Consider the following 22164-nt stretch of genomic DNA (forward strand, 5'->3'; position numbering starts at 1 on the left):
CTTGCGTGTTTGCTTACACTCTAAATTCACCAACAGAAGCTTGCAGCTCTTCGGCGAGCTTAGCGACTTGATGACTCGATTGCGCGGTTTGATCGGCACCAATCGCAGTTTCTTCAGAAATTGCGGCAATATGCTCAAGCTTCTCAGATACTTGCTGGCTAACCAGATTTTGTTCCTGTGCAGCATGGGCAATGTGCGTGCCCGCATCGTAAGCTTTATGTACCGATTGGCTGATGGTCTCTAGGGCGAGATTAGCTTGCTCTGTCTTATCGACACAGGCATTGGCCTGGGCACGGCCCATATCCATGGCTGCTACGGCTTGCTGTGCCCCCTGTTGCAGCACCTCAATCATTTGCTGGATCTCGCGGGTCGAGACTTGGGTTCTAGATGCTAGGCTGCGCACTTCGTCTGCCACAACCGCGAAGCCTCGGCCTTGTTCACCAGCGCGTGCCGCTTCGATAGCCGCGTTTAATGCCAGCAGGTTAGTCTGCTCAGCAATACCACGGATCACATCGAGAATTGAGCCAATAGATGCACTATCCGATTGCACCTTGTTGATCACTTGGCCAGCCTTAGCGACTTCGTCTGCGAGGGCTAAAATGGTGCGCTTATTCTCTTCGGCAATAGTGCGCATATGCTTGGCTTCTTGATCGGCCTGCTTGATCTGCGCCAGTGCATCATCGGCGCTCATCGAGACTTGTTGTGCACTAGAGCTTAATTCTGTTGTTGCCGTAGCGACTTGATCTACCTGATTCTTTTGCTCTTGAATCCCGGTCGTAGTTTGCGCAGTGATAGCCGATGTTTGTTCTGCGGCGGCGGCTAGCTGATTTGAACGATCTAAAATCCCAACGATTAAGCCACGTAAGCTATCAACTAAACGGTTGCAGTTTTTGGCGAGTTCGGCAAATTCATCGTGACCAGAGTCATCTAACTTATGGGTTAAATTGCCCGATGCGAGCACATTCAAAGCATTATTGACTTGGTTGAGTGAACGTTTTAAGGGCGTAACTACCGCAAAACTGATGATAACTGCGGCAACAATGGCAATCAGTACAACTATCATTGTGCGGATACTCGCGGCATCAATCTTGGCAATTGTCTCTTGGCTCATATTGGCCGCAACTGACTCGATGTTATCACTCACATCTTCCATATTGCGGTCGATAACTTTGACATCTTTCTCTATTATCGCCAATTGATTAGAGGCTGATAGGGCATGATTTAATTGGCTAGCTTTAAGTAGGACCATAGAATCTGGACCTTCGAGCAACGCGAGTACCTTTTTAATGTCCTCATTGACTGATGTTAAGGTATCCGCATCCACAATACCCTGCGCATGACGGTTAACGTATTCGAGCTTATTTTTGCTTTCACTAAGGATGTAATCGAGTTCCTTGGAAATGAGTTCGTGTTTACTCATTTCTTCGTTTGTCACCAAATCCGCAATAGTGGTGATGATATTTCCCATGCTGCTATCAATTGCGCTGGCTGAAGCAGCAAGACTCTGGGCATCAGGATTTTGACTATTTTCTAAATCGATAATATCGAGCAGTACCGATGAAGCATCATCAGCGGCATTTTCAAGCTTCTTCTTTAGGTTAATAAGCTGTTCTTGCTTGCTGAGGGCGGCTTCTCGTTCAGTAAGCATCGCGAGGCTGTCACGTTCAAAGGTTGAGAAACTACCGCTTAACTGGGAAATCAATGATGCTAAGTTGTCTTGTTTTTGAACTAGTTGATTGAGGTTGGTTATCTCATTTTTAAACTGAGTACCATGGTCGTTAAATACTTTTCGGATATCGGGAATAAGTTTGGATTTAGGGGCATGGTAGGCGATTAATACTTGACGTTGCTGTTCACTTAAGGATTCAGTCAAATGGTTGGTTGCCTTTAAGGCTGGAAGACTCAGCTCTTGCATCATTGCCGAACTATCTTTAAGGCTAATGTTCGTCAGGTACGAGGTAAATCCTAACAACACAAGTAAAAGCGTCACTATGCTAAACCCGCCAATGACTCGGGTGGCTACATTAACTTTCATAGGATACTCCGGTTATTATTATATTATTCCGAATGAAAAGATGATTAAAATTCAGGGCTTAGATGTACTGTCGTTTATCGACCAAACTCCGTGTTAGTTTAACTCTTTTTTAACCTTTTTTGGGTAATTTTTTGGTCTTTTTCAAGATGCCATAGGGTTAGATGTTCCCCCCAGCAACAGCCCGTATCTAATGCCTTTAGCTTAGGATCATTAACTTTACCCATCAATGCCGCCCAATGACCAAACACTAAGGTGTGACTTTCACGCAGCGCAGAAGTGAATTCAAACCAAGGCCGTAGCTGTGGATTAGTGCAATCCTCTGGCGGTTGTTTGCAGTCAAAGTCTAAATGACCATCGACATACAGATAGCGCATGCGGGTCAAAGCATTGATACAAAAGCGTAGGCGATTGATCCCTATAGCGCTTGGCTCCCAACGCTCGGCGGTATCGCTGTACATTTGGCTTATGAGCGCTTCGAGGTAATCGCTCTGTTTGAGGGCGTTGCTGACAAGTAAAGATTCTTGCCTTAATACCTCCAACGACCATTGTGGCGGCACGCCGGCATGGGTCATGATGACTTTGTGCTCTGGTAATTCTCGCATTAACGGCTGTTGTCTGAGCCAGTCTATTAAACTCGTTATATCGGGCGCATTTAACAGTGGCGCGAGGTTATCGCTGGGTTTATCCCGCTTGAGTTTGCCGTGGAGGGCGAGTAAATGCAGATCGTGATTACCGAGGACGGTTTTGCCCGCATCACCTAAGGATTGAAAAAAACGCAGTGTAGCTAATGAATCTGGGCCTCTGGCAACCAGATCGCCAACCGCCCAGAGTTCATCGCGGGATGGATTAAAGTCGACTTTAGCAAGTAATCGTTGAAGTTCGGCAAAACAGCCTTGGACATCACCAACAAAATAATGGGCCACAATATCCTTTCTATAATTAAATCAATGTAATCAATGTAATAAACCGGGGAGTGCTAAGCGGAAGGGCTTAATCGTTGCCTTAAAGTGCTCGCCTGATTCGCTGACCATACCATAAGTGCCATACATAATGCCAAGGGGCGTATCGAGCACTGTGCCGCTGGTATATTGGTAAGCGGTATTAGGGGGAATGGTTGGGGTTTCGCCGACAACACCTGCGCCTTGCACTTCACTGATTTTGCCGTTGGCGTCGGTAATAATCCAGTGGCGAGTTTCGAGCTTTGCGGCTTGCTCACCGAGGTTGATGATGGTGATAGTGTAGCTAAAGAGGTATTTCTGTTCCTCGGGTGAGGACTGTTGTTCAATGTATTCGGTTTTGACTTCGACTCGGATTGAGTCATCCAATGCGCTCATGCTGCTCCCTTTAATAAGATAGGGCACCCTAAAGTGCCCATCAAACTGATATTGCTTAAGCCTGCTTATCACACACCATATTCGCCATGGCGACATATTGCTCAACACTGATTTGCTCAGGGCGCTGATTGGGATCTATGCCTAGTTGCTCAAACTCTTCATCGCTTAACACTTGCTTAAGGTTGTTACGCAGTGTTTTACGGCGCATGTTAAAGGCTGTGGTGCACAGCTGGCGCAGTACATTCACATCCTTACAGGGGAATGGTTTTTCGGCATAGGGTAGCAAACGAACCACGGCAGAATCCACCTTTGGCGGTGGCGCAAAGCTATGGGGCGGCACTTCGAGCACGGGAACCACTTGGCAGAAGTATTGTGCCATCACAGTTAAGCGGCCGTAGGCCTTGTTGCCAGGGCTTGCCGATAAACGCAGCACCACTTCTTTTTGCAGCATAAAGTGCATGGTTTCAATCTGCTCGGCAAACTCGAACAGATGGAACATCAAAGGGGTAGAAATGTTATAGGGTAAGTTACCAAATACTTTGAGTTTTTTACCCGGTACCACCAACTGGCTAAAGTCGAACTGCAGCGCATCGCCTTGGTGAATCGTGAGCTTATCCTTAAGTACAGGGTGATTCTGCAAGCGCTCAACCAGATCGCGGTCTAACTCGACAACGGTCAGATTATCTATCGCCGTGGCGACAGGTTCGGTTAAGGCGCCAAGGCCGGGGCCGATTTCGACCATCACGTGGTCATTATCGGGGGCGATCGCACCCACAATGCGGTTAATCACATTGTCGTCGGTTAAGAAGTTTTGTCCGAAACGCTTTCTGGCCGTGTGGCCTAAATGTACTTTGCTACTCATTAATATCTAATCGTTTAGTTTTTTGAGGATAACTCAATGGCTTTATTCAAGGCGCAGACAAAACTGCCAATATCGGCTTTGCCTGTTCCCGCAAGATCGAGCGCCGTACCATGGTCAACCGAGGTACGGATATAAGGTAAACCTAAGGTAATGTTTACCGATTTGCCAAATCCCTGTGACTTTAGAACGGGTAAGCCTTGGTCATGGTACATGGCCAACACGACATCCGCGTCCTGTAAATATTTAGGTTGGAACAGGGTATCGGCGGGTAGAGGACCGACAATGTTCATTTGATACTCTTCACGCAGTTCGTTCAGTGCCGGAATAATCACATCGATTTCTTCCCGGCCAAGATGGCCGTCTTCACCCGCGTGTGGGTTTAATCCACAGACATAAATTTTAGGGGAAGCAATGGCAAACTTGCTGATAAGGTCAGCGTGTAAAATCTTGATAATATGATGCAAACGCTGGCGCGTAATAGCTTTTGCCACATAGGCAAGAGGGATATGGGTGGTCACCAGTGCCACCTGTAAGCCTTGAGTCGCTAACATCATGACCACATCGGGGCAGTTGGCCTGATGGGCAAAAAACTCGGTATGGCCGCTAAAGGAAATCCCCGCTTGGTTGATGATCCCTTTATGGACTGGGCCAGTAACTACGGCATCAAACTCGCCGCTCATGTTTTTCTCACCCGCATAACGCAGCGTTTCAACTACATAGGCACTGTTTTGCTCATCGAGCTGGCCGCAAACGGCGTCGGTCACCAGTTTGAAAGGCGCGATGGTAAGTGTACCGGCCTCTTGGGGCCTTGGGGCTTGATCGGGCAAATAAGGGCGGAAAGTAACATGCAGGCCGAGTCGTTTAGCTCGGCTGGCTAATAATTCGGGATCCGCACAAACGACTAACTCAGCAGGCCAAGCCTGCTGAGCGAGTTGCACGACTAAATCGGGGCCGATACCCGCAGGTTCTCCGGGGGTAACGGCAATACGTTTAGTGGTCAATTTACCTTAACCTCGGTTTGACTCAGGCTGAAAGACTTCAATGTATGCGTCGGCACGCATTTCGTCTAGCCAGTTTTGCAGTTCTTCATTAAATTTGCGACGGAAGATCAGTTGGTGCGCACGGTTAGTATTAAATTGATCCGTGGCATCGGTTTTTCTACGCTCTTCCAGCTGCGCGATATGCCAGCCGTGCGTAGTACGGAAAGGCTCACTGATTTGATCTTGGCTTAAGCTGTTAAGGGTTTGCGCAAACTCAGGCACATAAATGCTTGGCTCTGCCCAGCCCAGTTCACCACCTTTAGTGGCTGAACCTGGATCTTCAGAATACTGACGGGCTAAATCTTCAAACTTAGCTTCGCCTGAGCGAATTTGTTTTAAGAACTGCTCTAACATGGCCTTAGCGCGGTCTTCCGACAGAATTGGCGATGGCTTGAGCAGGATATGACGCGCTCTGACTTCTTCAATTTCTTTGGTTTGTAAACCACGGGCATCCATGATCTTGATGATGTGGAAACCTGCGCCACTCTTGATTGGACCGATAATATCGCCTTTCTTCGCGCCGTTGATCACTTCGGCAAACAGCGTTGGCATCTCGTTGATGTTCATGTAATCCCAGATACCGCCTTCCAGCGCCTTAGGACCCGATGAAGAGGCGATGGCGGTGCGGCGGAAATCCTCACCACTCTTCAAACGCTCGAGTACGGCGTTCGCGCGCTTGCTGGAGGCTTCCAGTTGTTCACTGCTTGGGTTGTTCGGTACGTCAATCAGGATATGGCCGATTTGGTATTCGACGTCCTTCATACCTTGCTCTTGGATCAGTTTTACCAGGCCGGTGATTTCCTGTGGTGACACTTGGATACGGCGTTGTACTTGGATACGTTGGATTTCACCTAGGGTGATTTCTTCACGCAGTTGCTCGCGGTACTGGCTGAAGCTTAAACCTTCGCTCTCGATTTTTTGCTGCATTTGCGCCACGGTCATTTTTTGCTCGCGGGCAATGTTTTCAATCGCTTGGTCTAACTGTAAGTCACCGATATGCAGACCGATACGATCCGCCATCTGCAACTGCAAACGTGTGAGGATGAGTCGCTCGATAACCTGAGTACGCAGTGCACTGTCGGATGGCAACGATTGATTCGCGGCTCTTGCATTGGCTTTGACAGTGTCAATCATATTGGTGATTTCACTTTCGAGCACAATACCGTCGTTGATTTGAACGGCAACACGGTCGATAGGCTGAGGTGCGGCCATAGTAGGCTGGCTGATAGCGAGTGCAAATAAAGCAAAAATCAGATGTTTACTGGGTTTCATCCACAAAATCCTTGGCACGTTCTAAGGTCAAATTCGACGGCTTATTTAAGTTAACTTTACCATTTATATCGAAATTACAGTGAGTTGCCTAAATGTTCTTTTGTTAGTAACTCTAAAAGCGTGCGTTCCTAAACTCTTTTTGGGGGAGCGCACGGCTTTCATTAACCTGTTTGGACTCTCAGTCCTTGTTGAGGTTCAGCAATCTACCACAAATCTTTGCTAATTCCTCAGATAAAGCGGTTTTCTGTAGTTAAACAGACCATCATTGAGCATATCCGATACGCCTAATGGGCCTGAACCACCGAGTCCTTTGATGACTAAATTCAAGTAAACACCGCTTTCAAATTGCTCACGGTCATTGATTGCGGCTGAACCAATATTGTCATCGTAGTTGGTTTTAATGCGATAGTGATAACTGAGACGAATAGCATAACAGCATGATTCATACTGGAAACCCGTATAGGTTTCTATGCTGCGACTCTCGTTAAGGTCGTAGTACCAGTTACCGACAAAATACAGGCTGTCGTTAATCGGCCATGCTCCACGCACACCCGCTTGGGAAATATTTACCAGATCGTTGGTGTTGGAGTTCAGCAGATCCGGTACATAACGATAACTGAGTTGTAAGAGCTTATTGACCTCAGGACGGAAGTCTAAGGTAACTTCGGTTTTCTTGTTATCACTGGTATTGGTATCGTACTGAATCGCAGCGCCTAAATACCAATCATGGCTTAAGCGAGTATCTAATTCGGCAGCTAATACTGATGTAGATTGATTTTGTTCGAAAATATTGTCTTCGTAACCTAGCTTACTGTCCTGCAGATAGATAATTTGGCCGAGGCTGAACTTAGTCGCCTCTTGGTTGTGATCATCAAATAAACGGGTTGTGACACCAAGAGTGACTTGGTTAGCATCGGCGATACGGTCTAGGCCGGAGAAGCGGCGGTCACGGAACAGACCGAAGTAGTCGTCCTGTAACTGGGCGGTATCGTAAATGCCTATGCCACGCTGATCTTCATAACCTACGTATAAATATTGGAACTGAGGTTCGAGCGTCTGGCGGTAGTTTTGATCGAACAGTTCGGTAAAACGCTCGAAGTTGATCTGACCATTAATTCGCACCTGCGGAATGGTGCGGCTGACAGTGTCGTCTAATTCATCGAATCCACTGTTGTTTTTTTCTTGCCAGTAGTTGGTCTGCATCAGTTTAACTTGGCTGGTTAACGAACCCGAAGGGCCATGGATTGGCAATGTTAAGCTAGGCGCCATATGCAAACGAGTAGCGGTATTGACATTGTCATCTTGGTGGGCAAAGTTTGTTAGCTCTGAATTGAAGCCAAAGTCCAAGTTATTCCAAAAGTCGGCGGCGCGGTAGTTAAAGTTTACCTGCGGCATCACTTGATATGGTTTTTCGTCCTCACCTAGTACCTTAATATCTTGCACCCGGGTGCTGATATCCCAATCTCGTTCGAAGTAGCTGACTTCGCCAATCCGCGATAACTGGTTATCGGTCGCGCGGTTAACATCAGATTTTAAGTCATTGAAATAGTTGTTATCTGACACTTCGGTAAAGTTAGCGAGTACCCGCCAGTTTTTATCGATGGCGCCTTGATGTTGCCAGTTATAAAGGTAACGGCTTGGGCTGCCGCTGATCATCTGATCGTTGCCCAGATATTCTAAATTCAAGCGGCCATTTTGAGCCTCACCCGCGAGATAACGAAACTCTGTCTTGGTGAATAAACCACGGTTAGACATATAGTTAGGTGTAAAGGTGAGATCGTATTCCGGCGCGATATTCCAATAATAGGGCGCGGAAACTTCAAAACCGTTAGTGGTGCTGGTGCTAAAGCTTGGGTAGAGGAAGCCGGTTTTACGTTTATCGGAAACTGGCACCGTCATGTAAGGAATGTAGAACACCGGAATGTCGGCAACTCTTAGCTTAGCATTCCAAATCTCGCCCCATTCTTCTTCGCTGTTAATCTTGATTTTTTCTGCTTCGAGCAGCCAAGAAACATTGTCTGGCGGGCAAGTCGTGAAGTTAGTGTTGGTTAAGATCAGGTTGTTGTTGATGGTGATTTGCAGCTTTTCGGCATCACCGTGAACCTGTTGACCATGCAACCAATACTGTGCACCCTTTAGGGTCGCGCGATTGCTGCGCATTTGTGCCTGAAGTGAGTCGGCGGTAACAGTAAAATTGCTGTCTTGGAAAACTAGGTTACCATTGGCATCAAACTGCTCGGTCGCTTGGTCGAGAATTGCCTCATCGGCGGCAATGTGCCTGTCGCCCTGGCTGAAGACTACATCACCGGTAAAAATGGCTTGTTTGCCCATCTCGGCGTTTGAACTGTCCGAAACGATACGAATTTTCTCTTTGTCAGCTGCGCTCAGGCCGGGTTGAGATACGATACGAGGTACTGGCGGTTCAATGACGCATTGTGACGCTGAGGCTGTGGGAGATTCGTCTGCCAGGACAACTTGCGGTAACAGGCTCAAGGCCAGAAAGTAACGGATCTGCATCTTAGGTCAATAATAATGATTTCTTTGTCTGGACAAGTATCGACGGGGAAAGTTGCAAACTACAAGTGCAACGCAGCAAATAAATCTCTCAATTTCTTAGCTGTTTCCAAATTATATGCCAGCTATAATAAAGCAATTTTTCTATAAGAGCCATGAAATGACCTTATCCGACTCGAGATTTATTTCCCTTAATCAGTGGCTGAACCGTTATTTTTCCTATGATGTGACTCCAATTCTGATTTCCGGTGACGCCAGTTTTAGGCGCTATTTCCGGGTCACGGACCGCGATGCGAGCTACATTATTGCTGATTCGCCGCCTACCTTAGTGCCTATCGCACCTTTTATCGCCCTCGCCAATGCCTATGCGGCGGCGGGACTGACAGTTCCAAAAGTCATCGCCTCCGATGCCGAGCAAGGCTTTATGCTACTGAGCGATCTTGGGGATACTCAGTTATTGTCAGTGCTGACCGATGCGAATGTCGCGGACTACTATCGCCGCGCCTTGGCATTGTTGCCTCAGGTGGCCTCAGTAGTTGATAGCCTTGACCCTGTTACTGGCACTACGCAGCCATTGCCTTTATATGACGAGGCGTTTGTGCGCCGTGAGTTGGGGATCTTTACCGAGTGGCTGTTAGACAGGCATTTACAGCTCGAACTCACCCACGAGGAACGCTCGCTTATGGAAGAAAGCTTTGACCTCTTGGTGGAAAATGCCCTCGCGCAACCTAAGGTGGGCATGCACCGCGATTACCACAGCCGTAACTTGATGCTAAAAGAGGGCGAGTTGTGCGTGATTGATTTCCAAGATGCGGTGCTCGGGCCTGTAACCTACGATGCTGTGTCTTTACTGCGGGATTGCTATGTGCGTTGGCCGCCAACCATGGTGCAGGAATTAATGCAGCAGCATTATCATCAAGTGCTTGAGTTGGGGCAAATTCCCGCACAAACATCCTTTACCCAGTATCAAACTTGGTTTGATTTAATGGGGCTGCAGCGCCATATCAAGGCCGCAGGGATTTTTGCGCGTTTACATTATCGGGACAACAAGCCGGCCTATATGGCCGATATTCCGTTAACCTTGTCGTACATTGTTGATATCGCCAGCCTTTATCCTGCGCTCACACCATTTTCCGCTTGGGTGCAATCGCGCATAGTGCCTGCGTTTACGCCCAAGGGAAAAGAGACTCAGCAGGGAGACAAGCAATGAAGGCAATGATCCTGGCGGCAGGCAGGGGAGAGCGTTTACGCCCCTTAACCGACACCCTGCCTAAACCTTTAGTGCCCGTTTTAGGTAAACCGCTGATTGTGTACCATATCGAGAAGTTGGCCGCGGCGGGGATTGTCGATATTGTGATTAACCACGCTTGGCTTGGGCATAAGCTGGTAGAAACCTTAGGGGATGGTCATGCCTTTGGGGTCAAGATCCAATATAGCGCCGAAGTATCGGCCCTCGAGACCGGTGGCGGAATTAAACAAGCCTTGCCTTTGCTAACTGACGGCGACTCGGATGCGCCGTTTTTAGTGCTCAATGGTGATGTGTTTATCGATGCCTTGCCGACGATTGTCCCCTTAGCGGATACTGCTTTGGCGCATTTATGGTTGGTGCCGAATCCCGAGCAACATCCTAACGGTGACTTTGCCTTGGAACAGGGCCTTGTACGTGAACTGGGTGAGCAAAAATACACTTTCTCTGGGATGGGTTTATATCGGCCATCATTATTTGACGGCACGCCGGATGGTGCCTTTGCCCTTGGGCCTTTGCTGCGGGCTAAAATGGCCGATGGCCTGATCACTGGTGCACACTTTAATGGACTCTGGTGCGATGTCGGGACGATTGCACGTCTGCAAGCATTAGAGTCTGCGCTGGCGTAATGATAAGGCATATCGCCTAACGTTGAGCGCCTTGAGTGAAGGGTTTCACTCGCTATGTCGATTGAGTGACTGAATAAATTATCAAATTGGGAATTAAGATGCGCCTTTGGGGTAAGTTTTTTGGATTTGTTATCGGGTTTATGTTTGGCCGTATTTTCGGTGCGCTACTGGGCTTATGGCTTGGGCATCTCTACGACAAACGCGCTGGTGGTGGCGCCAGTTTTAGTCAGCTTTTAGGTCAGGCCAAGAATCGACAGGGGATATTCTTTAACACCACCTTCGCGGTGATGGGCCATGTGGCCAAGGCGTCGGGTCGAGTGACTGAGACCGATATCCGTATCGCGACTATGTTGATGGATCAGATGCGCTTAACAGGTGAAGCCCGTAAAGAGGCGCAGCAGGCGTTCCGTGAGGGTAAAGAGCCTGACTTTGACCTGCGTAGCAGCTTACAAGCCTTTCGCGCCGTGACCCAAGGTCGCCAAGAGCTGGTGCAAATGTTTATCGAGATCCAAATTCAAACCGCCTTATCGGACGGTGAGCTCGATCCCGCTGAGCATGCAATCCTGATGACGGTGGCCCAAGAGTTAGGTTATGGTCGTGGGCAACTCGATGAATTACTTAAACGTTGGCAAGCGGAATACCGTTTCCACCAAACCTCTAATGGAAATAAAACCTCGATTACCGACGCCTACCATTTGCTCGGTATTAATGCCGAGGCGACGGATCAAGAGGTCAAGCGTGCTTATCGCAAGTTGATGAATGAACATCATCCCGATAAGTTAATCGCTAAGGGGTTACCACCCGAGATGATGGAAATAGCCAATCGTAAGGCGCAGGATATCCAAGCTGCGTACGACAGGGTGAAATCGGAGCGCGGCATGCGCTAACGCTTCGGTTAACGTTGTCGACGCAGGGAATAATAACGACAGATAAGGGATTAAGATGAAATACGTTAACCGATTAAGTGTGATAGCTGGTTTATTACCTCTAACCCTCGCATTACCAACCTATGCCGAACCCGAGCTGTTTGTCGCCCCCTACGGTGGTTACAGCTTTGGCGGCAGCTCGTTCGATATCAATGAACTCGATGCTAACAAGGCTGAAACCAATAATAAGCAGAGTGTGGGTATCGAAGAGGCAAGTCATTACGGCATCATGTTAGGGATTGGTACTAACGATCCCGGCAATATTTACCTGCTCTACAGTCGCCAATCCTCCGAGCTGAAAAGCGGTGGCCTGTTTACCCCAGACTTAGTCGCCTCCTTAGATGTGGACTATATCCACCTTGGCGGTACTTTATTCTTCCCAAGTGGCGATTTTCAGCCCTACATTACCGCCAGTGCCGGGGTAACTCGGATGATGCCCGATGATTGGTCAACGGAAACCCGCTTCTCCATGGGCATTGGTGGCGGCGCCGAATATCGCATGACGCAAAACTTCGCGCTGTTTGCTGACTTGCGAGGCTACGCGACCTTTATCGACAGTGACAGCTCGCTTTTTTGTAATGAAGACCAATGCCTATGGCATGTAACGTCGGATGTGATGTGGCAAGTGCAAGCTAATCTTGGGGTCAAACTCAGTTTTTAATTCTCCAGCTTTATGGGCAAGGCGCAAACGCAGTTAAGAGGTAAAGATGAAAATAGTCGTACTCGATGGTGAAACCTTAAATCCTGGGGACCTAAGTTGGCAGGCTATCAGCGAATTGGGCGATTTTAGCTGTTTTGCCCGCACTCCCTCGGCCGAGATTATCCCCCGCGCTCAGGATGCCGAAATTGTGCTCACCAACAAGACGCCCCTCGATGCCAACACCTTAGCCCAACTGCCTAAGCTTAAATATATTGGTGTGCTCGCCACCGGCACTAACGTGGTGGATCTCGCCGCTGCAAAAGAGTTAGGCATAGTGGTCACCAACGTACCCGCCTATGGCCCCGATGCCGTCGCGCAAATGGTGTTTGCCCATATTTTGCATCACACGCAAGCGGTTGCGGCGCACCATCAAGCCGTTGCCGCAGGGCAGTGGAGCAATTGCAGTGACTTTTGTTTCACCTTAATGCCGCTGCAATCCCTCAAAGGCAAAACCTTAGGCTTGATTGGTTATGGGGATATTGGCCAGCAGGTCGCTAAACTTGCCTTAGCCTTCGGCATGAAGGTATTAGTGAATACCCGCACCGAGCCCAGCAATTTACTCTTAGGAGTGAGTTGGACATCCCGTGATACGGTATTTAAGGAGTCCGATATTCTCTCGCTACATTGTCCTCTCACTCCTGAAACGACCGAGCTAATTAATGCCCAAACCCTCGAATTAATGAAGCCGCAGGCGCTACTGATCAACACCGCGCGCGGCGGCTTAATCGATGAGACCGCGCTGGCGGCGGCATTAACGCAGGGCAAAGTCTTTGCCGGCGTCGATGTTCTCTCAACCGAACCACCGAGTGCAGATAATCCGCTACTCACTGCGCCGAATATCAGTATCAGCCCCCACAATGCCTGGGCAACCAAAGAAGCACGGCAGAACTTACTTAATATCGCGACGGCAAATCTCAGCGCCTATTTAGCTGGCGAGCGAGTTAATTGGGTGAATCCATAAGGCTTGTGGGTTAGGTTGTTCTTGTAGGAAACGTTTTCATTCCAAAGAAATGCAGTTGGAATTGAAGGGGGAAAAATGTGTTGGATAGTTCCCTTAACGGCATAAAATTTGGGGGAGACGATATTTAAGTGCTGAGTTATAGGTGAGCCATGGTATTCGCTCACCGACGCGCAGCGAGTCCGTCCGTGGATGCTCGACCGCCCCGTCCATGGGGCGGACGGTCGTCTCGCAAACCACCATAGCTCACCTGTTTAGCATCGGCGTCGCATGTGAGTATTAACAAAGAAATACACCGAATGTTTTGGGACAAAAGAGTGATTGCCCCTTTGCTTTAACTTGTCAGTTTCGGATGAAAATTTCTATGGAGATAACGCCGTGCTCAACGGCAGTTTGTAAGTTGTGGTTTTGTGGATTACTTTTGCGCAGCAAAACCACAAAGCCGCGACTTACAAACTGTCCAGCGCACGCAGTGCGCGAGTTGCAGCACTTTGTTATGTGCGACAGTTTTATTTATTCAATTTCTTGAATTACCCACTCACCACTTTCTATTTCATAAAAAGATAGATAACCCGACTTCAACCCTTTAAACCTAGAAATCCAAGGAAATTTTTCGAATATACAACCCATACAAATAACCATTCCGTCATCTGAGTCATTGGTGGAGTTACACATAAATTGCCAACCACCGTCATCCCAGTGCAGAACCTCAACTATTGGTCGATCTCCATTCATAACATACTTTGTTGTGACCGCTAGAGTGTCGTCACTAAAATCGAAAGGCCAATCTTCCTTTTTGTATAAATGTGTATGCACTTTCTTACTCCGCTCTCATTTCACATGACGCCCCGCGCATGCGCGCGAACTCGTGAGCGTCGCAGGGGCCGCAGGCCCCGAATGACGCGGAATGTTATGTGAGCTTTTAATAAAATGGGCTTTTACCATACTTTGATCTCAAAGATTTCCTGAAAGGTATAAAAGTTGCCACAAGAAAAAGGCAGACAACACCAATAAAAAACAGAACCCCTCTCATTACACCATGTTCATAAGCAATCAAACTCGCAGGCACAGCAGCAACGAATACAATGGTAAAAATTGCGATTCTATGACTATTCCAATACAGCAAGAAGTTACCGAGTTTCAGAAGATACCTCCGCCACATAACATTTTATTNGTGCGCATGCGCGTTTATCACGTTAGACCAGTAAAAATGCGCACGGTTAACTAGCTGTATGCAAAGAACTTATCAGCTTTCTGCCAAATACACCATCTGGAAAAACGCGCACGTATGTTGCTCTCAAAACCCTCAAAAACTAGCGTAATACGATATGACTGTATATCTAACCAGGATTCGGCTGTTATAGAGAAGCATTAAAGTGGAGGGCTAATAGATGAGATTTTGTAGGGTAACTCTTTCGTAAAGACCAGAACTAACAAACGTGTGCTAACAAGTTTTGGGGCAATATCTTTTTAGCTGAACGAGCAGCTAGAGGGATAGTTAGGATTGCCATTGTAGCAACTGTGACCGTTGGCGGCATGGCCGCTCTTTCACATACATGTGAACGCGGCATTTACACTTCCATGTGTTGCAGATGCCGCCGTCGAGCCTATAAGGACATATTCATGGCGTGTCACTGGGAAAACAATGGCAATTCTCCCTGTATTCCAGCAATTCATCAGCTTAGCTTTAGCGCCTTTCTTGTGGTTTATAAGAAAGGCGCTTTGTGTTTTTACTGCTTATGCTTTCTTCTGCGCCACGCGTAAGCACCGAGTAGGGCGGCGATGATGGCAAAGCTAACGGCCACAGGCTTTTTGAGTTTGTGGTAAATCGCATTCCACTTGGCGATTTGGTTGGCTTTTTCCCGTTCGACGGAGCGGTCAAAATCTGGGGTTTCACATTGCGTACCAAAATTCTCCGCCCAAGGCACAAAGGGACCATTGGCGACGTATTTTTTATAGTAGCGGCGGGCGAGTTCATCATCGCGATATAACACCCAACCTGTGGCTTGGCACAATAGTGCAGCATAGGCTTGGCTGTTGTGGGGCACGAGATCGGCTGCTTTGTTTGCCAACTCGGCTGCTTGGTAACGATAGTGGAAGCGTTTATCGGGAATGGCTTGGCTGGCGCTGATGCGTTGTTGCTCTTTATCGCTGAGCTTATCCGCAGCGTACCAATCCCTTAGGTCGAACATCCCGGCGTAAATCGAATAATCCGGCGCTAATTCAAAGCCTAAGATTTCCATGCCTTGATGACGCGCGAGTTCGGCAGCCGCCCAATAGGCGCGGGCGCTCTCAATGCCCTTGCTACTCTTGGCTGTGGTCAGCGCCTTGCCATACTCCTGCACGTTGGCGTTGAGTGTGGGATTACTGAAATAAACAGGCGCTTCGGCAATCGCGCCTTCACGCAGCAAGCGGCGACCCAGTAAGTAACGCAGGCGGTTGTTGATTGGCTCGACACTGTCGTACCAATCGCTGTCCTTGGGATACTCGAAAGTCATTACCGGCACATGCTTGTCGATAAACAGCTTAAGCTCGGCGGTGGTGAGCACGCGCTCGGCCACATAGGCGATATCCTGCCAATACTCATCGCCACTGGCGAGTAATTGGCCTAGAGCATCGACATATTCACCACGTTCGAGGGATAGCACGCCCTGCTCGGCGCGAATACGGCAATAGGTGGCTTGCTGGGCATCGGCGTCGATGGCCTGTTGTTGGGTATCCTTAGCATTTAAATGCTCAGTGCCTGAAGTCGCATCGGTTGGAAAGTGATGCACTGCTTGGGCATAGGCCTTAGCCGCTTGGGCTTGGTCCCCCTTTTGCAGCATAAGCTTCGCCGTGAGCCACCAAGTCAAGCCGCTCGGTTTGGCGAGTGCCAGCATGCGCTCGGCGCTGGCATAGTCACCCAATTGATAGTAAATCGCCGCTAACTTATCACCCTGGCTCAGTACTACACCATCGGTTGGGAATACAGTGAGGATTTCGGCAACCTTTTGGCCCATCTCCATCAGTTGTCCGTCGAAGGCGAAATCATTGGCACTGCTCTGCCAGTAAGCAATGAGCAATTGTTGCACACTCGGCTGCTGTAATAATGGTTTTAGCTCATTGATATTTTTAGACATTAAACTGCGGCTTAACATCAGTAGCGAATCATAACCGCTACTGTCGCCCTGCACCGACTGGGTGGCATAGAGTTCAATGACTTTATCTAAGGTAGCAGGATTTAAGGCCACATCTATCTTGGGCGGCTCATATTCCCCACGAGTGACTTCAATTTGAGCTTGGCCTTGATGCAGCAGAATATAAGCCTGTTCGCCAAGGCCAGCTAAGCTTAAGCGCAGCGGATCGGCGGCGCCTTGAGTCACCTCAGTTTGTAGTTGCTGCAAGTAAGCATTGGCTTGAACAAAATGGCTATTATCGCTGGCGGTTTTGCTTTTTATCAGCTCGATACGAGACAAGCTATACAGTGCCCATAGGCTGCGACCCGCGCGCTCACTCTCAGGTAGGGCGATGACTTTTTTAAAGTAATCGCTGGCCCTATCGTACTCTTTGGCATCAAACGCCATGGCGCCAAGGCTGTACCAAGTTAAGGCGGGCGCTAAGCTCTCTTTTAACTGTGCGGCGATTTGCTCGGCCTCTGCCACGCTTTGCGCATCACGCAGGCTATTTACTAGCGTGAGCTGAGCCTCGGGTAACTCGCTGTTTTCATAGGCGCGAGTCTGGGAAAGATAGCGACTATGCACCTCATCCCAGAGGTATTCCTGCGCAGCAGGCGCATCTTGAAACTGCCAAGCCAGTGGTTTTGCTAAACCGCTAAGTTGTTGGCTAAAACTGGTTTGCGGTAAATAGCTTAGGTTGTACTGCCTGTCTTGGGTTAATTGCAGCGGAAAGTCTGGCCCGCAGGCTAATAGCGCAGGGGAGAAGAAACTTAAGCCAATCAGGCTGGTTTGTTTTAATTTGGTTTTCCAGCACGGAATGGCCTTCGCTGGCAATGAATTTGACTTATGGCGCATAAATTCCCTGTAAATATAATGACTCACAACGTGCCCAACCGATAACTCTACGCCCGTTTGGGCTTAGCTCGACCGCTGAGATTAAATTCGGCGCAAACTGCGAGGAGGCAGGCTCTGCTGTGCGTTCCGTTGAGGTGGCTTGCGGTAACTGCCACACTAATGTCCCTTGGGTTAATTTGGCTTGATAACCGTTTTGCGCATCATACCCGCTGCACGCCTGCGCCGCTAGGGACAACTGGCCCGGCAACTCGCCCGCAATATTGCCCTTATTGACTAACACTAATTGAAATAAGCTGGTTTTCGGTGCCTCAGGTGCGAGCCTGGGCTCAGTGTTTAAGATTTCTAGCTCAATCTGCGGGGCGAGTGCTTGCTGCTTGGCGACCGCAATCAGGGTCGAGAGTGGCCAAACCCGCTTATCGCCTTCGAGGGGTAATCGAAACCAAATCATTCCCTTAAGCTTGGGGTCGGTAAAGGTGTGCAGTTTTTTAACGAAGGACTGCAACACCTGTGGATCGGCCATCAGCTCTTGGCGCGCAAGATGCTGCGAAGTTACAGTATCAGCCAATGGCATTCGCATCGGCACTTCACTCTCCACTCGATAACCTGATGCTGTGCTATACACCGCCGAGCCATAGGACGGGAGGGCAATCAGATAGGGTACCTTAGCTAACTGCGATAGCTGCTCGACCCATTGCCAACCTTGCGTAGCATCGAACAACCCTAAACGTGGGTCACTGACACTGTGAATTTGCAGTACCAGCTCATCGATATTATCAAATAGCGGCGGAAACGCCGGGCTGCTCAACCAAGCGGGCAATGAGGTAATACTGAGTTTAAGCGTGTGGGGTAATTGGCTTTTTAACTCACGTAAAAAAGCGTTATAGGCTGCGAGTTTACTGCTGGCGCTATCGTGGTCGATTTCAATTCCCGCAAGCTTGGTGCCCTTTGCCTGCCAGTCTTGAATGAGCGCGAGAATTTTTTGGAGAGCTTCGCGATTATTTAGACGCGTTAGTTGGCCATCTAATCTTATTACCGCCACTTTAGGGCGTGGATCGGCCTGTAACCATTCATGGTTGACCCGCACTTCGAACCAGATATCCGCGCCATTGGGTTTGGGATGGGCTTGTAATGCAAGAATGCGCACGCCATTAAACGCGCTTTGGCTTTCGACCAAGGCGCTTTGATTGGCATCGCGCCATTGCCGCTGCCAGACATACACTTCTTGGCTTAATTTACGCTGGGCGACGGTGTCTGCCTTGCTGCTCGATGTATCTTGATTTGCTGGCTGACAGGCGCCAAGGGACACTGAGCCAAAGGATAACGCCAGTAACAGGGAAAAGGTGCTATGTATCGCTTGCAAGGATTTTGAGCGTCTAGGCTCAAAATCCTTGGCCTCAAAGTGTTTGAACTGAGTGCGCCTAGAGGGAAAGAGAGAGGAATAACGACTGCGTAAATCCATGGGATCAGAGTAAAAGCCTAGCGTGGATTGTGCCAAATAGAGGTCTACTATGCCTCAAAACCACCTTGGATTGCATCAAGCTTTTGCATTAGACGCGAAATCAATTTGAGTAGAAGTGAGTATGGCAGTTTACTCGGCTTTGATACCTTAATAACGCGCCCAGCAACAGGCTGGGCGCAGTGATTATCGCAAAGGTGTTAGCGACAAGTCGTTAAGCATTCAAGCCTAGAAAATCACCTTTACCTTAGATGCACTATCCAGCGCTTTGTTGACTGCGCTTTCGATATCCTTATCGCGGGCGAGGGCAACCCCTAAACGGCGGCGACCATCGATTTCAGGCTTAGCGAATAATCTGAGCTGAGTATTCTCTGCGGACAAGGCATCGGCAAGACCTTGATAGCGAATGTTTTTCGATTTGCCTTCCACCAATACTACTGCCGAGGCGCTGGGGCCATGTTGGTGGATATTCGAAATGGGCAGCCCTAGAATCGCCCTGACATGCAGTGCAAACTCGGATAAATCTTGGCTAATTAAGGTGACTAAGCCGGTATCATGCGGACGAGGCGAGACTTCAGAGAAGTAGACATCGCTGCCCTTCACAAACAGCTCGACCCCAAATAAGCCGTAGCCGCCGAGGGCTTCCACCACTTTTTTGGCGATTGCTTGGGATTTTGCTAGTACGTCGGCCGACATGGCTTGAGGTTGCCATGACTCGCGGTAGTCGCCGTCTTCTTGTCGATGACCAATTGGCGCGCAGAAGTGGATGCCGTTAACCGCACTAATGGTTAATAGGGTGATTTCGTAATCGAAGGGAATAAAGCCTTCAACAATAACGCGACCACCGCCCGCGCGGCCGCCTTCTTGGGCGTATTGCCAAGCTTTGGCGCTTTGGGCCGCATCACGGATAACGCTTTGGCCCTTGCCCGATGAACTCATCACGGGTTTGACCACGCAGGGTACGCCAATCTTGCCAATGGCTTGATTAAACTCGGTTTCAGTGTCGCAGAAGAAATAGGGCGAGGTCGGCAGACCTAAGGTTTCGGCTGCGAGGCGACGAATACCTTCTCTGTCCATGGTCAGCTGAGTCGCACGTGCGGTCGGCACGACATTGAGGCCTTCGGTTTCCATCTCGACTAAGGTTTGAGTGGCGATGGCTTCAATTTCTGGGATCACTAAGTGGGGCTTTTCTAGCTCAATAATGGCGCGAAGGGCCTTGGCATCGAGCATATTGATCACATGGGAGCGATGGGCAATTTGCATGGCAGGGGCATTGGGATAACGATCGACGCCAATCACTTCAACGCCTAAGCGTTGTAACTCAATGGCGACTTCTTTACCTAGCTCACCGCAGCCAAGCAACATGGCGCGTCGAGCGCCCTCGGTGTAAGGAGTTCCTATCATGGTGTGGGTACCTTTTTATATTGGGATAATTGACGCCTTCGGACGTTCTTGGGCCATAGTCTACCCCGATTGGCGCTAAAGCATGAGACTGAAATTAACAACTGTGTTTTCGATCAAGCTATTTAAGGGTGATTAGTGCTTGGGTGTGGTAAAAATCCTGTTTGTAGCGGTGTTTTATGTTAACTTTTGGTTTCATAACGGATTATGGACTTAAGATATGCAAGACATTCGCGATTTGACCGCTGTACTACGCTCTAAAACGCCCATCGTGGTGATTGAAACCTATGAAGAATATCGTGTTGTTGACATGCTTAAGCGAATCGCGAATGTACTCTATCAGCCGCTATTTACTTGGAGTATTACCCAAGGGCTCACGCGGGTTGATAAGCCTATGCCTGCACAGAAATTTAATACTGAACCTGGCGATATCTTGGGGCAGATTAAATCGACGACCCAGCAGGGGATTTATGTGCTCTGTGATTTTCATCCCTTTGTGATTGATGCGCCAAAGAATGTCCGTCTGCTGAAAGAAATCGCCCTCGAATACGATGCGCTGCAACATACGCTGGTGCTAGTGAGTCATGCCTTTGAGATCCCGCCCGAAATTAAGCGTTATTGCGCCTATTTTCAGCTCACTCTGCCGAGCACCTCCCAACTGGAGAATTTGATTTACCTTGAAGTGGATAAAGTGCGCGGCCAAGGCATGCCGCTCACTGTGGATGATAAAGCCGTGGTTAAACTGGCGGAAAACCTGCGCGGTGTGACCTTAGATGATGCCAGACGATTGATCCACAAGGCCATTGTGGATGATGGCGCCATTACCCATTCGGATGTGGACCTTATTAACAAAGCCAAATTCCAGTTGCTCGACCTCAACGGCATATTGCAATTTGAGTACGACACCAGTGATTTTTCGCAGATTGCCGGATTACATAATCTCAAAAAATGGTTAAAGCAGCGCGCGCCCGCGGTGCAGGCAACCACTGATACCAAGGCTGCCGTACAACCCGATACTCCAAAGGGCGTGCTATTACTCGGGGTGCAGGGCAGTGGTAAAAGCCTTGCGGCCAAGGCTGTAGCGGGTGTGTGGCAACGGCCTTTGCTCAGACTCGATATGGGCGCCTTATATAACAAATACATAGGCGAAACTGAAAAGAACTTGCGCAACGCCCTCGAGCTGGCCGATATGATGTCGCCCTGTATCCTTTGGATTGATGAAATAGAGAAAGGCTTAAGCGGCAGTAGCAGTGATGAGGGCACTTCGACCCGCATTCTTGGCACACTGTTAACTTGGATGGCGGAGCGTAAGTCCGAGGTATTTGTGGTCGCCACCGCCAACGATATTCAAGCGCTGCCGCCCGAGCTGATGCGTAAGGGGCGAATGGATGAAATCTTCTTTGTCGATTTACCCGACGAAACCATCCGTAAGGCGATTTTCCTGATCCATTGCCAGCGCCGCGGTATTGATGTGACTCGGCTCGACCTTGCGCAGCTATCGCGCCACAGCCAAGGGTTTTCGGGAGCTGAAATCGAGCAGGCCGTGATCGCCGCCATGTACAGCGCCCGCAGTTTAGCGCGAACGCTCGACCAAGACATGTTGCTAGAAGAGCTGACCAAAACTAAACCTTTATCCATAGTGATGGGCGATAAGATTAATGCCCTAAGACAATGGGCCGCGGGGCGCACAGTCAATGCCCATGAGTAGGCAAGGCTGGCTGATTGTTCTGCTGTGGTTTATGGGGGATCCAGTTCTTATCCGCCATAAAGCGACTTTAGAT

The 22164-nt window shown here is 49.0% G+C and carries 17 protein-coding genes; 6 read left to right on the plus strand and 11 right to left on the minus strand.

Translation table 11 applies throughout. From position 1 onward, the window contains the following. Nucleotides 1-13 precede the first annotated feature (13 nt). The 7 genes from EYR25_RS11370 to lptD form a co-directional block, all read right to left on the minus strand. Entirely contained in the window at nucleotides 14-2035 is a 2022-nt protein-coding gene (locus tag EYR25_RS11370; protein WP_023267947.1) for a methyl-accepting chemotaxis protein, read from the minus strand. 98 nt (nucleotides 2036-2133) lie between these two features. After that, a complete protein-coding gene (locus tag EYR25_RS11375) occupies nucleotides 2134-2958 on the minus strand; it encodes a symmetrical bis(5'-nucleosyl)-tetraphosphatase (protein ID WP_133180174.1) in 825 nt (274 codons plus the stop codon). A 30-nt stretch (nucleotides 2959-2988) separates the two neighbouring features. Next, nucleotides 2989-3369 (minus strand): Co2+/Mg2+ efflux protein ApaG, encoded by a 381-nt coding sequence (gene apaG / locus EYR25_RS11380; RefSeq protein ID WP_023267945.1) that lies wholly within the window; start codon nucleotides 3367-3369, stop codon nucleotides 2989-2991. A gap of 55 nt (nucleotides 3370-3424) precedes the next feature. Next, nucleotides 3425-4231 (minus strand): 16S rRNA (adenine(1518)-N(6)/adenine(1519)-N(6))-dimethyltransferase RsmA, encoded by an 807-nt coding sequence (gene rsmA / locus EYR25_RS11385; RefSeq protein WP_133180176.1) that lies wholly within the window; start codon nucleotides 4229-4231, stop codon nucleotides 3425-3427. A 14-nt stretch (nucleotides 4232-4245) separates the two neighbouring features. Next, on the minus strand, nucleotides 4246-5232 hold the full coding sequence (gene pdxA, locus EYR25_RS11390; RefSeq protein ID WP_023267944.1) for a 4-hydroxythreonine-4-phosphate dehydrogenase PdxA: 987 nt from the start codon (nucleotides 5230-5232) through the stop codon (nucleotides 4246-4248). 6 nt (nucleotides 5233-5238) lie between these two features. After that, a complete protein-coding gene (surA, locus tag EYR25_RS11395) occupies nucleotides 5239-6543 on the minus strand; it encodes a peptidylprolyl isomerase SurA (RefSeq protein ID WP_023267943.1) in 1305 nt (434 codons plus the stop codon). 219 nt (nucleotides 6544-6762) lie between these two features. Then, nucleotides 6763-9060: an LPS assembly protein LptD gene (gene lptD, locus EYR25_RS11400; RefSeq protein WP_133180178.1), complete on the minus strand. Its 2298-nt coding sequence runs from the start codon at nucleotides 9058-9060 to the stop codon at nucleotides 6763-6765. 115 nt (nucleotides 9061-9175) lie between these two features. Here lptD and EYR25_RS11405 point away from each other — a divergent pair, with 115 nt between their 5' ends. The 5 genes from EYR25_RS11405 (at nucleotide 9176) to EYR25_RS11425 (ending at nucleotide 13519) form a co-directional block, all read left to right on the plus strand. Further along, nucleotides 9176-10267, plus strand: a complete 1092-nt coding sequence (locus tag EYR25_RS11405) for an aminoglycoside phosphotransferase family protein (RefSeq protein WP_133180180.1) — start codon at nucleotides 9176-9178, stop codon at nucleotides 10265-10267. Further along, nucleotides 10264-10932, plus strand: a complete 669-nt coding sequence (murU, locus tag EYR25_RS11410; RefSeq protein WP_133180182.1) for an N-acetylmuramate alpha-1-phosphate uridylyltransferase MurU — start codon at nucleotides 10264-10266, stop codon at nucleotides 10930-10932. The genes EYR25_RS11405 and murU overlap by 4 nt, the downstream gene beginning before the upstream one ends. A gap of 98 nt (nucleotides 10933-11030) precedes the next feature. After that, the gene (gene djlA, locus EYR25_RS11415) at nucleotides 11031-11819 is read left to right on the plus strand and encodes a co-chaperone DjlA (RefSeq protein ID WP_133180185.1); all 789 of its coding nucleotides are present in this window, start codon (nucleotides 11031-11033) and stop codon (nucleotides 11817-11819) included. A 55-nt stretch (nucleotides 11820-11874) separates the two neighbouring features. Next, entirely contained in the window at nucleotides 11875-12519 is a 645-nt protein-coding gene (locus EYR25_RS11420) for an outer membrane beta-barrel protein (protein ID WP_133180187.1), read from the plus strand. Nucleotides 12520-12565: 46 nt separating this feature from the next. Next, entirely contained in the window at nucleotides 12566-13519 is a 954-nt protein-coding gene (locus EYR25_RS11425; RefSeq protein WP_133180189.1) for a D-2-hydroxyacid dehydrogenase, read from the plus strand. Nucleotides 13520-14029: 510 nt separating this feature from the next. Here EYR25_RS11425 and EYR25_RS11430 read toward each other — a convergent pair. From EYR25_RS11430 to purT, 4 genes are all read right to left on the minus strand, one after another. After that, a complete protein-coding gene (locus EYR25_RS11430; RefSeq protein WP_133180191.1) occupies nucleotides 14030-14332 on the minus strand; it encodes a hypothetical protein in 303 nt (100 codons plus the stop codon). Nucleotides 14333-15246: 914 nt separating this feature from the next. Next, the gene (locus tag EYR25_RS11440) at nucleotides 15247-17526 is read right to left on the minus strand and encodes a hypothetical protein (protein ID WP_133180193.1); all 2280 of its coding nucleotides are present in this window, start codon (nucleotides 17524-17526) and stop codon (nucleotides 15247-15249) included. After that, a complete protein-coding gene (locus EYR25_RS11445; RefSeq protein ID WP_133182834.1) occupies nucleotides 17516-18985 on the minus strand; it encodes a DUF3142 domain-containing protein in 1470 nt (489 codons plus the stop codon). The genes EYR25_RS11440 and EYR25_RS11445 overlap by 11 nt, the downstream gene beginning before the upstream one ends. Before the next feature lie 225 nt (nucleotides 18986-19210). After that, nucleotides 19211-20386, minus strand: coding sequence for a formate-dependent phosphoribosylglycinamide formyltransferase (gene purT / locus EYR25_RS11450; protein WP_133180195.1), 1176 nt, complete (start codon nucleotides 20384-20386; stop codon nucleotides 19211-19213). 217 nt (nucleotides 20387-20603) lie between these two features. Here purT and EYR25_RS11455 point away from each other — a divergent pair, with 217 nt between their 5' ends. Continuing rightward, a complete protein-coding gene (locus EYR25_RS11455; RefSeq protein WP_133180198.1) occupies nucleotides 20604-22091 on the plus strand; it encodes an AAA family ATPase in 1488 nt (495 codons plus the stop codon). The last annotated feature ends 73 nt before the right edge of the window (nucleotides 22092-22164 follow it).

The organism is Shewanella decolorationis (assembly GCF_004354305.1).
GTDB classification, from domain to species: Bacteria; Pseudomonadota; Gammaproteobacteria; order Enterobacterales; family Shewanellaceae; genus Shewanella; species Shewanella decolorationis.